The 11,915-nt window shown below is 38.8% G+C and carries 10 protein-coding genes and 1 other RNA gene; 5 read left to right on the top strand and 6 right to left on the bottom strand.

The window, feature by feature from the left end:
* Positions 1-49: a transfer-messenger RNA gene (gene ssrA / locus CDZ78_RS16320) on the top strand; the annotation flags it as partial.
* A 166-nt stretch (positions 50-215) separates the two neighbouring features.
* The gene (locus CDZ78_RS16315; RefSeq protein ID WP_087870944.1) at positions 216-1,487 is read left to right on the top strand and encodes an integrase domain-containing protein; all 1,272 of its coding nucleotides are present in this window, start codon (positions 216-218) and stop codon (positions 1,485-1,487) included.
* Here CDZ78_RS16315 and CDZ78_RS16310 read toward each other — a convergent pair.
* The 6 genes from CDZ78_RS16310 to CDZ78_RS16285 form a co-directional block, all read right to left on the bottom strand.
* A complete protein-coding gene (locus tag CDZ78_RS16310) occupies positions 1,454-2,578 on the bottom strand; it encodes a tyrosine-type recombinase/integrase (protein WP_087870943.1) in 1,125 nt (374 codons plus the stop codon). The genes CDZ78_RS16315 and CDZ78_RS16310 overlap by 34 nt on opposite strands.
* Before the next feature lie 118 nt (positions 2,579-2,696).
* Positions 2,697-3,803: a tyrosine-type recombinase/integrase gene (locus CDZ78_RS16305; protein ID WP_087870945.1), complete on the bottom strand. Its 1,107-nt coding sequence runs from the start codon at positions 3,801-3,803 to the stop codon at positions 2,697-2,699.
* A 12-nt stretch (positions 3,804-3,815) separates the two neighbouring features.
* Positions 3,816-4,283: a helix-turn-helix domain-containing protein gene (locus CDZ78_RS16300; RefSeq protein WP_087870942.1), complete on the bottom strand. Its 468-nt coding sequence runs from the start codon at positions 4,281-4,283 to the stop codon at positions 3,816-3,818.
* A complete protein-coding gene (locus CDZ78_RS16295; RefSeq protein WP_087870941.1) occupies positions 4,283-4,477 on the bottom strand; it encodes a helix-turn-helix transcriptional regulator in 195 nt (64 codons plus the stop codon). The genes CDZ78_RS16300 and CDZ78_RS16295 overlap by 1 nt, the downstream gene beginning before the upstream one ends.
* Positions 4,478-4,729: 252 nt before the next feature.
* Positions 4,730-5,527: a hypothetical protein gene (locus CDZ78_RS16290; protein WP_087870940.1), complete on the bottom strand. Its 798-nt coding sequence runs from the start codon at positions 5,525-5,527 to the stop codon at positions 4,730-4,732.
* A 5-nt stretch (positions 5,528-5,532) separates the two neighbouring features.
* Positions 5,533-6,690: a hypothetical protein gene (locus tag CDZ78_RS16285; RefSeq protein ID WP_087870939.1), complete on the bottom strand. Its 1,158-nt coding sequence runs from the start codon at positions 6,688-6,690 to the stop codon at positions 5,533-5,535.
* Positions 6,691-6,830: 140 nt separating this feature from the next.
* Between CDZ78_RS16285 and CDZ78_RS16280 the strand changes: the two genes are divergently transcribed.
* The 3 genes from CDZ78_RS16280 (at position 6,831) to CDZ78_RS16270 (ending at position 11,584) form a co-directional block, all read left to right on the top strand.
* Positions 6,831-8,693: a site-specific DNA-methyltransferase gene (locus tag CDZ78_RS16280; RefSeq protein WP_087870938.1), complete on the top strand. Its 1,863-nt coding sequence runs from the start codon at positions 6,831-6,833 to the stop codon at positions 8,691-8,693.
* A 5-nt stretch (positions 8,694-8,698) separates the two neighbouring features.
* A complete protein-coding gene (locus CDZ78_RS16275) occupies positions 8,699-11,269 on the top strand; it encodes a DEAD/DEAH box helicase (RefSeq protein ID WP_087870937.1) in 2,571 nt (856 codons plus the stop codon).
* Positions 11,270-11,353: 84 nt separating this feature from the next.
* Complete coding sequence (locus tag CDZ78_RS16270; protein WP_140414131.1) at positions 11,354-11,584, top strand: hypothetical protein; 231 nt, start codon at positions 11,354-11,356, stop codon at positions 11,582-11,584.
* The last annotated feature ends 331 nt before the right edge of the window (positions 11,585-11,915 follow it).

The raw sequence follows: 11,915 nt of genomic DNA, 5'->3' as shown, positions 1-11,915 counted from the left end.
AAAGGCGGAGTGCTTGCGGACGGGGGTTCAATTCCCCCCGTCTCCACCAACACAATGTTTTACAAGATTCACAAAAGACCCGATACACCTTGTTAATCCTAGGTTGTCGGGTTTTTTATTGCCTATAGAGTCCTATAAGGTTTCATAAAATCTTAGCTTTTTAGTAACATCCATAGTAACATCACCTTAACTTCATCAGATGCGGTGTTACTAAAATGGCTAGAGTTACTAAACCACTTACCAATACAGAAGTAAAACAAGCAAAACCCAAAGAAAAGGAATTTAATTTAGTTGATGGTGATGGGCTTGCTCTCAGAGTAAAACCCAACGGATCTAAATTATGGATATTTAACTACTTTAGACCCTACACAAAAAAACGTACCTCTTTAAGCTTTGGCTCATATCCCGCCATATCGTTAGCAGATGCAAGAAACAAACGCGCCACAGCAAGAGAATTACTCGCAAAAGAGATTGACCCAAAAGAACACCGCGAAGATGCCAACCGTTTAAATGATATAGCCCATAACAATACACTGGAACATATCGCCGAAAAATGGCTAGCTGTAAAAAAAACAACTGTCACTCAAAATCATGCAACAGATACTTGGCGTTCACTAGAACTTCATATATTCCCAGAATTAGGCAAAATACCTATACATAAAATTACTGCGATAAAAACCATTGAAATCCTTGAACCTATTGCCGCCAAAGGTAGTTTAGAAACGATAAAACGCCTCTGCCAACGACTCAATGAAATAATGGTTTACGCTGTCAATACAGGCATTATTTCAAGTAACCCACTAACGGGTATAAGCAAAGCCTTTCAGTTACCCACAAAACAGCATTTACCGACCCTGAAACCTGAGCAACTCCCCTTGCTAATGAAAACAATATCTCAAGCAAGTATCAAATTAACAACACGATGCCTTATTGAGTGGCAATTACGTACAATGGTTAGACCCAGTGAAGCAGCTGGCACACGCTGGGATGAAATTGATTTTGAAAATGGGCTTTGGAATATCCCCATAGAGCGTATGAAACAAAAGAAGGCACATACTATCCCACTAACCCCGCAATGTTTAGAATTACTAGACGTTATGCACCCTATTAGCTCTCGTAGTGAATTCATTTTTCCCTCAGATAGAAATCCAAGAACACACACCAACGCCCAAACTGCCAATATGGCACTAAAACGAATGGGATTTGACAAACAATTAGTCGCACATGGACTAAGATCACTAGCCAGCACCGTACTTAATGAAGAAGGTTTTGATGCTGATGTAATTGAAGCCGCATTAGCCCATACTGGCAAGAACGAAGTACGTAACGCTTATAACAGAGCCAACTACCTTGAGCGCAGAAAGCCTGTTATGATTTGGTGGAGTGATTATATTGATAAAGCTGCCACGGGCAATATGAGTTTGGCGGGGAAAAAAGGACTTAAAATAGTCGATTATGCCACATCACCTAAATTAGCCTCTGCTTGACCTGCCAACGCTTTAATAACGGCTTGTGCAATATCATCAGCATTAGGGTTAATATTAGCAGATACGCGGGGAGCCTTTAATTGCTGAAAAATTTCCCCCTGCCGATGTTGCTGTACTTCACCATAGCTATATAAGGTTGTTAAAACATCTTCATGCCCTAAATTCTGGCTCCAGGATTTAAACTCTTCAGGTGTTTGGCAAAGCTTTTGGCCAAGAGTAACCAGAGTTTTACGAAAACTATGCGGATTAAAATAAGGTAAATCAGATGATTCAAAAGCATCACGAAAAATTGTGCGTATAGGGGAAGCAGTACTCCAGTGCTCTTTTTTAAACCCCGATGCTTTAAAGGTTCTATCATCACCTGTAATCACATTGGTTTTAGGAAACAAGGGATCATCGTTCCCCCAAAGCAACTCCTCTCTGAGATAATGCACCCAATCAATTACAATTTTCTGAATATCATCCCCAACAGGAAAAAAGAACGTTGTAAAAGTCTTACTGAATTTAGTTTTCACCTCTCGCGCATCCTGAAATACACTATTACCTATAATATCAACATGCTTTAATTTCATAGAAGCAATAGCACTATCCCTAGCACCTGTTAAAATACCAAAAGCAATAAGGCTACGATTGCGTCGCTCTATATCTGAATTATTTGGCATAGTCTCAATAACATGCCTAATTTGTTCCATTGTAGGAACTGGCGTTTCCCTACGCGCCGTTGCAATACGAACTTCTTTTTCTGATAAATTAAAATATTCCGTATCAGTATAATTAATACGCGACTTATACCCTGCTTGCATAGCTAACCACTGAAAAAAAGTTTTCAACTGCCTCAAGGTAGAATTTAGTGTTGCCTTACTTAATTCCTTACCTGTTTGCTGATTTTTTTGCTGGGCAAGATGTTTTTTAAATCCTACCGCCTGCTCAAAATGAAATGTCTTAAAATCACGGTATTTTGTATAAGATTCAAAGCGACTAACTGCCTTAGCGACCGCATCAACTGAAGCCTCATTTTGTCGCTTAGCTTCTTTAAGAAATATAAAATATTGACGCTTAATACGCTCATTATTTGCATTGTGTTTTATCATCGTTTTAACTCACTTTTTAAAGTCACTGTTTAAGAGGGGTTTAACACTCTCGTTTAATACCCGATTCAGGCTCAATCTTAAACGTAAATTCAGCATCCCCCAAAGTATAGTTTCAATTTTACCATAAATAATTATTGGGAAACTTCAGTTTAATAACAGCTTGGGCAATATCATCAGCACTTTGAGTAGCTGATGAAGAACGTGGGGATTTCAATTGCTGAAAAATTTCCCCTTGCCGATGTTGCTGCACCTCTCCATAGCTATATAAAGTCGTTAAAACATCTTCATGCCCTAAATTCTGACTCCAAGATTTAAACTCTTCAGGTGTTTGGCAAAGTTTTTGCCCAAGAGTAACCAGTGTTTTACGAAAACTGTGCGGATTAAAATACGGCAAATCAGCCGATTCAAAAGCATCACGAAAAATAGTACGTATAGGCGAAGCCGTACTCCAATGCTCTCGTTTAAACCCTGACGCTTTAAATATTCTATCTTCACCTGTAATTACATTGGTTTTAGGAAACAAGGGATCATCATTCCCCCAAAGCAACTCCTCTTTAAGATAATGCACCCAATCAACAACAATTTGTTGAATATCATCCCCGACGGGAAAGAAAAATGTCGTAAACGTCTTACTGAATTTAGTATTCACCTCTCTCGCATCCTGAAATACACTATTTCCAATAACATCCACATGCTTTAATTTCATAGAAGCAATGGCACTATCTCTCGCGCCCGTTAAAAGCGTAAAAGCAATAAGGCCACGATTACGCCGTTCTATATCTGACTTATTCGGCATAGACTCAATAACATGCTTAATTTGCTCCATTGTAGGAATTGGCGTTTCCCTACGCGCCGTTGCAATACGAACTTCTTTTTCTGATAAATTAAAATATTCCGTATCAGTATAATTAATACGAGACTTATACCCAGACTGCATAGCCAACCACTGGAAAAAAGTTTTTATATGCCTCAGCGTAGAATTAAGCGTTGCCTTGCTTAATGGTTTACCTGTTTGCTGATTTTTTTGCTGAGCAAGATGCTTCTTAAATCCTACCGCCTGTTCAAAATGAAATGCCTTAAAATCTCGGTATTTTGTACAAGATTCAAAGCGACTAACTGCTTTAGCTACTGCATCAACAGAAGCTTCATTTTGTCTCTTAGCTTCTTTAAGAAATATAAAATACTGGCGTTTAATACGCTCATTATTTGCATTGTGTTTTATCATCATTTTAACTCACTATTTAAAGTCACTGTTTAAGAGGGGTTTAACACTCTCGTTTATGTGTTTTAGTGCCTTCGGTAATGTGATGTCCAATTTCCCCTGAACACTGTCTAATTTAGCGATATTAAAGTACTTATTGATAATGCCATCACATGTTGGGCAGATACCAATCAAGCGCCCAAGCCGTTCATTTATTGGCTCATAATCAACCATTTTTTCAGCAGGTATCTTAGGTACTCGACAACGTACACAATAAATTTCAAACGGCTGACATTTACGTTTATTACTCTTTCTTTTTTCCTGTAAATAACTTTTTAATTCAGAACCAAGAATTAAAATAGGGCGTTTATTATCATTAGTAGCTAACCCACCTTTAACCCATAAACGCACTGTGTTTTTATGGACAGAAAATAAATTAGCGACCTCCTCCACCGTATAATTACGATGGATTTTTGCCAGATTAGGGTTAAGACGCTTAGCCATTATTTTTCACAACGACTAGCTTTTATTTTTTCCGCTACCCAATCATCTACCTCCTCTTCTATCCAGCCAACAGCCCTGCCTCCTAGAGAAATAGGAGCAGGAAATTCATTTTTAGAAATGCGTAAATAGATAGTGCTACGTGATAAACCTGATTTATCTTTAACAGTGGGAAGTCTTACTATTTTGTGTGACATGTTTGGCTCTCTTAAACGATTAGTGGAAAAGAGAGAATATCTGGGCGATTTGGGCGATAAAATTCCAATTACCGCCCAATACTCAATTAGAGTATTGATTACAAAACAATAAGATATAGATTTTCAAGATAGCTTTGAGTTAAGGCAAGGGAACTGAATTTAGAATAGAATTATTGAGATAAAATAAATACTACAAATAAAACAACAACTTAATAACTCATATTTTGGGCGCAAAAATTCCGCCCAACTTTGTTACTTAACCATGTTTTTACGAATAGTTTCAGCGTCCTTAGCGTTGGCAATATCCATTTTAGCGATTTGAAGTGAACACCACTTATTAGATTTAGTAGGGTTCTGTTTTTTAAGCTGTACATACGCATCTTGCCAACCCTGATACATCATTTGAGTTTCAAGCTTACGAGCTTCACGCTTATTAGTTAATGGGATATAGCTTTTACCTTGCCTTAATGGCTCACGATTGAGCAAATCATCAATAGCATCTTGGTCAATAAAAAGCTGTTCTCGCTCAAAATATAAAACCTCATCAACAGGAACAGTATGCTGATTAATTTCCAGCGACAAATCTAAACTATTCAAAGTCACCCAGCGCCGACCTTTAGCAGCTTTTAGCATACCCAACTTAATCACAGGTTGATTGACTGTGAAGGCAATTTTATCTTTTAACCCTAACAATCCCGCAATCACCTTAGACAGCCGCTTAATATCAGTCTGCCATTGCTGTAATTGCACTAAAGGAATTTGCACCCGCCCCATTTGGCTTTGCATCTCAACATCATCACAAACAATAAAGGCACGGGTTAAAACAGGATCATCATGAATAAGCGTGATAACATCCATAAAACAATGATTCTCACACGCATGACACTCAATAGACTGAGCAGCAGAAGCACGCACAAGCAACCCAGCCTTTAAAAGTACTTCTAATGCACCTTCAGGGTATTTTTGTACAACACCCCAGCCAATAATAATAGGCTTATTTTCTGCGCGTAAATGCGCCAATAACGCCAGTAAAACATCATTAAAAGTCATTATGCTCAAGGTTGAGGTTCAATACCCGACTTTTCTAATATCTCACGAATTTTTAAATCATCGCCATCATGCCCCAGCGCACAAGAATTAGGATAAGTAATATTAAAGGTACGTGTCTTGGCGCGCCTGCCGACGGTAGGTTCAAAAATTACTTTTACACGGGTTTGAGTCACAAAATATGCAGGTGGATTCAATTCTTCCAATAATTCATAAACCGCTTGAGGGTTATTTTTAGTATGAGCCTCTAATGAAATGCGCCGTTTACCACCATGCTTTAATGTAAGTCGTAACTGAGTCACCATAATTTTCTCAATACCCGATTCAGGCTCAATCTTAAACGTAAATTCAGCATCCCCCAAAGGATCTAAATCATAAACCCGCTTATCAATCCTACCGTTACTTAGCGTCTCTAAATTAAGAATTGTTCTAGCAAATATTCTCTGCAACTCAGGTACAGCTTTCGTATTTTTAGGAGCATAAATATCTAACGCCCCTTCTTCTTCACAATAAACAAAAATAATTTCAAAAGCAGGATGTCGGGCGCGTGTTTTTAAAGCATCGCTCTCCCACTCAACAGCCGTCAAACCAAAATCTTCAGGATAAGCAAAAAAATACTCTTTATTATGCCGACGGTAAGGCTCCACCTGGCAGTTTCTACCGCGTCCCTCATTCTTATGAAAAAAAGCACTAATCTCATCAGCTAAGGCTTTAATCGCACTCTCATCAACATTCGGCGGCACATTGGGCAAATCATTCCGCCGCTTCCAATACGAACTACTCACATTATCCGCATGCAGGAACATAGTCGCCCCCACCCAGTAAGTATGCTTCTCAAGAAAAGCCCACATCACTTTGGCATGAAAACCTTCAAATTCAGCAACATGCTCTACAAAAGTCTCATCATTATAAAAATGCGCTTCATCTATCAAAGCCGCTATACCACCCTCACAGGCCATCGCATGTATATCCTGAAACTCCGCTTCCATAACGGCTTGCTGTGCTTCAGGTAAAGCCGTAAAAGCAAGAAAAATACGATCAACCTCCTTTTCTTTTAAAGCACTAAAATCAACATCCAGCTCAACCGCCTTAGCACTAAAGTAGCTGACTAATTGATGATTCGGGACATGCCTAAAAAAATGTTTATGTGAATATTGACTAGCCAAGCATTATCTCCAAATAACCACAAAAAAGAACCTAGAGTTATTATGCCGGATATTATCGGAAGGTATAGGAATATTTGTTATATCATAACCCTCACAACCGTAACGAAAATTTAACACTTCATACTTATCAAAGCCAAGTTATGCCAACATTAGAATTTAAGGGAAAGCAGTATATTTATTCACACCATCATTCTGTTCCATTTCGTGAATTACTGGTTGATAAAAAAAAATCTATGCCTGCTAGCGGAAAAAAGCCGAGTCTGGATGATAACCTGATTATTCACGGCGATAATCTTCACGCCCTAAAAGCCCTAATGCCGCAATATGCAGGAAAGATTAAGTGTATCTATATTGATCCCCCCTATAACACGGGTAATGAGGGCTGGTGCTATAACGATAATGTTAATTCACCACTGATGAAGGAATGGATCAGTAAAAACGCTAATCCAGTGGATAAAGAAGATATGCAACGCCATGATAAGTGGCTATGTATGATGTACCCGCGCCTTAAATTACTACATGAATTACTGGCGGATGATGGTGTTATTTTTGTCAGTATTGATGATAATGAATTAAATAATTTACGTGGGGTTATGGATGAAATTTTTGGAGAAGAGAATTTTATAGGTATGTTTATAATTAATTCATCGCCTAGTGCCATAGATTATGGTCATATTGCTAAAACACATGATTACGCTTTGTTTTATGCCAAAGATATATTGATGACAGAAACTCACTATCTACGTGAAGAAGATAAAGTATTTAAGTATAAAGATGAAATTGGCTCTTTTAATATCTACCCTTTATACAATGGCAACGTAGCGTTCAACCCTAAAACCAGACCAAATTTATTCTATCCGTTCTATCTGAACACAGATAATAAAATTGAAGATGACTTTTATGAGATAGATATTGAAAAACGTGATGGGTGGGTTGAAGTTTACCCTGTTATATCCCGAAAAGATGGAGTTCAACGAGTTTGGCGATGGGGAAAACCAAAATCTATCGAAAACTTGAACAAAGAAATAGTAGGTTATAAAACTGAGGATGGGGAATATAGGATAGTTCAAAAAAGCAGATTAACTGGAAAGGTAATTCGCTCCTTACAATTAGATAAAGAAATTTCAAGTAGGCGTGGAACGTCAGAAGTAGAAGAAATTTTCAAATCTAAATCTTTCTCTTTTCCTAAACCTATAGAATTACTGAAAAGATTTATTGCAGTCAGTACCGATAAAAATTCAATAGTTTTGGATTCATTCGCTGGTAGCGGTACAGCCGCCCACGCGGTTTTAGCCTTGAACAAAGAAGACGGTGGTAATCGTAAATTTATCCTTGTGGAAATGGAAGATTATGCGAATAGCATCACGGCTGAGCGCGTTAGACGGGCAATACAAGGCTATGCATTTACGGGCATAGACAAACAGGAATTATTGAATGAAAAAATCAACTTTAGCCAACTAAAAAACGCCAATAAATTGCTGAAAAAAGTAGAACTTATCGAATTCCAACAAGCCGACACATTCGATAAAATCAGCAAAACTCTTAAAGATGGCACGTTAATTGTCACGGGTGAGACCAACGTGACAGACAAAAAGGCGGGCTTAGGTGGCAGCTTCACCTTTTGCGAACTAGGCAATGAAATCAGCATTGAAAAAATCATTACAGGCGAATCCCTGCCCGATTATGGCGCATTGGCTAAATACGTATTTTACACTGCAACAGGCAAAAGCCTTGACGGTCATGCCAAGGAAAAATTGGATTATTTTGTGGGCGAAACCGATTTGTATGAAGTGTATTTGATTTATAAACCCGATATTGCTTTTTTACGCGGCAATGATTCTGCACTGAATTACATCAAACTTAAAGCTATTGCTGCCCGTAATAGCAAAAAGGAAAAGCTGGTTTTTGCTACGGCTAAATATATGGGACAAAAAGAGCTTTCCAGCCAAAATATTACCTTCTGCCAGTTACCTTATGCCATTCATAAGGTCGTGGGGGCTTAGAGAACATGGAACTTAAAGATTATCAAATCAAGGTACTGGACTATCTGGAAAGTTATCTTAGTGAATTAAAAACTCAGAAAGACGAAAAACAGGAGTATTTTGAATTTCAACAGCATAAAGGCAACAAGGCAGCCGTGCCGCCCGAAAAATCCGATTATTGCCAGCTTGCATGGCAATCCCTAAAAGCAAAAATGGCAGTTTATCGCGCTAACTACACCGTGCGAAATGATGGCATGGCGCGAAATATCCCCAATATTTGCTTCAAAGTACCCACAGGCGGTGGAAAAACTCTGCTTGCAACTGCTGCAATTCAGCGTATCAATCAGGATTATTTTAAGCGCAATAACGGCTTTGTGTTGTGGATTGTACCGAGTGACACGATTTACAGCCAGACCAGTAAACAGCTTAGAAACAAAGAACATCCTTATCGCCAAATGCTGGATAGAGCCAGCGGTGGTAGAACGCTTATTCTGGAAAAAAATGATAGCTTCAGCGCACAGGATGTAAAGGATAATCTGTGCATCATGTTATTAATGCTGCAAGCCAGTAATCGCCAAAATAAAAATACCTTGAAAATGTTTAAGGACAGTGGTCGGTTTGAAAGTTTCTTTCCGCAGTTGGATGACTATAACGCGAATAACCGGCTACATTCAGCTGTGCCGAATCTTGATCCAGCGGATTTATTGGAAGGTGGGCACAATGTCATCTCCGGTATTTCTATCAAACATTCGTTGGGTAATGTGCTGCGCTTATTGCGACCGATTGCTATATTTGATGAAGGTCACAGAGGCGCAAGCAAGCTGGCACAAGAGACCATCAATTCATTTAATGCTTCGTTTATTGTCGAACTCTCCGCCACCCCCAAAGATCATAGTAATGTGCTGGTCAATGTAGGTGGGCAGGAATTAAAAAAAGAGCAAATGATAAAACTCCCTATCAATGTCACTTCTTATGGAGAAGCGAACTGGCAGCACACGCTTAATCAGGCGCACGCAAAAACCATTGAGCTAAATAAATTAACCGCAAAATATCAGGCCGACGAAGGCCGATATATCCGCCCCATTATGGTGATTAAAGCAGAACCGAGAAGGCAAGGGAGTACTTATGACCATGTGGGGGCTATAAAGTCTTATCTGATAAAAAACCTAAATGTGCTGGAAGCTGAGATACGCATTAAGCTATCAGAAAAAAACGAACTGCGTGATGATGATCTTTTCGATAAATTATGCCCTGTGCGCTATATCATTACTAAAGACGCACTCAAAGAAGGCTGGGATTGCTCTTTTGCTTATGTGTTAGCAATTTTATCTAATTCAAGAAGTGAAACCGCTCTCACCCAATTTATCGGGCGCGTATTGCGCCAACCACATGCCCTTGAAACCTCAATCCCTGCGCTTAACCAATGTTATGTTTTCTGTGATAATGCAGATGTGAATAGTGCGGCTAATGGCATTAAAAAAGGCTTGGAAGAGGAAGGGATGGGCGATGTTTCCGATCAGGTCGTGACAGGAGGCGATGGTGCTACTGGCAAAGAAAAAGCAACACTACAGCGGTTAAAAAAATTTCAAGGTACAAAGATTTTTTTGCCGTCACTTAATGTTATTCGTGATGGGAAGCCAGCTAAGTTTGATTATTACGCGGATATATTAGGCGATATTCAGTGGGAGACCTATTGCTTTGAGAAGCTGGATAATATAGCTCTTGAGGATAAAGAAGAACTGGATTACCAGAACCAGACGGTGGATTTGAAAAACGAAAAAATCGGACACTTCGATATTTTCACAGGCGAGAAACAAACCGAACACATAAGCAATGAAGTCAGTATAACCCTAATGGTTAGTCAGCTTATGGAAAAAGTTCCAAACGCTTGGCAAGCCTACCGTATTATTGAGCATGTATTATCAGACTTGCGAACTAAAGGGGTCAGTGAAGCAAAATTAGCCCGTAATTCCGTATTTATAGTAGAAGAAATCAAAAAGGATTGTTTCCGCTGGATGCTGGAGCAGTCAGAAGTCATTTTTAGAGGCAAACTGGATGATGGAATAATTTTTTTACATTTACTTGCCGAGCCGTTGTTAACATTAAACTGGCAAATGGCTGAAACAGTAGAAGTACAGCGTAACAGCAATGAAACTGCCGTCACCCTCGAAAAAAGCATGTTTCAGCCTCAATATCTTTCTAATTATAACAAGCTGGAAGAATCCGTCGCTTACGCAATCAATAACAAAGATGTTGTGGAGTGGTGGCATAGATTAGCCGTAAAAGGTACGGAATACAGCATACAGGGCTGGAAGCGCGAAAAAATATATCCTGATTTTCTGGTGAAGCTGGAAGCGGACAAAGAGGGCGTAGAGCGGCTTTACTTCGTAGAATCTAAAGGCGAATACTTGGAAGGCAATAAAGACACCAGCTACAAGCAAGAATTATTTAATACTATCAACGCTACTTTAATGGGGGATATTAAGCCAAAAGGCGAAGTGGAGCTGATAAACGGCAAAGAGAAAATGTCTTTTCACATGGTGTTTGAGAATGAATGGCAGAATGAACTTAACAAGTTGTTGGTGGTGAGTAATTAAAGGTCGGATTTTTTTCAATTATGTGCAAGGTGGTGATTGATAATATTGCTTTAAACTGCCAAGCCCTTAATTTACTTTGTAGTCATGATAATGCAAACTATCAAAGAACAAGACTGGAAAACATTACCCGAATCAGCGCAAAAGGAAGCCTATGACTTTTTTCTGTTTATTAAGCAGCGTTACGCAATACAAACCGGCAAAGAAAAAGCGGAAACAATCGCCTTTTCAAATCATAATGCAATTACCATAGATGAATGGTTAGATGATAAAGAAGATGACCTATGGAAGCAAATATTGCAATGTTGTTTTATGTGAGTTTGTGCCAGCGACTTTAAAAACCAGTAAAAAAAGACCTGTACTCGTTTTTAAAGATAACCTGCCTTATTAAGGTGGCATCCCTAAAATATCAAAACTAATGTTAAGGAAGCCTTTATCAGCGTGAGGTGTTTAGAAGCCAAAAATGTGCTAAAATGCTTTTCAAATTAAGAGTGATATTTTGCTTTAGTAACACTCATAGTAACATCGCGTGCTCTTGTTGGTGTATTAGGTAATATATAACAGGTAGATAGGTGGCAAGTTCAGCTTCCCCCGTCCCACCAACACAATGTTTTACAAGATTCACAAAAGACCCGATACACCTTGTTAA

Origin of the sequence: Bathymodiolus platifrons methanotrophic gill symbiont (assembly GCF_002189065.1) — a bacterium.
Taxonomy (GTDB): domain Bacteria; phylum Pseudomonadota; class Gammaproteobacteria; order Methylococcales; family Methylomonadaceae; genus Methyloprofundus.
This window is presented reverse-complemented; position numbering and strand designations above follow the sequence as displayed.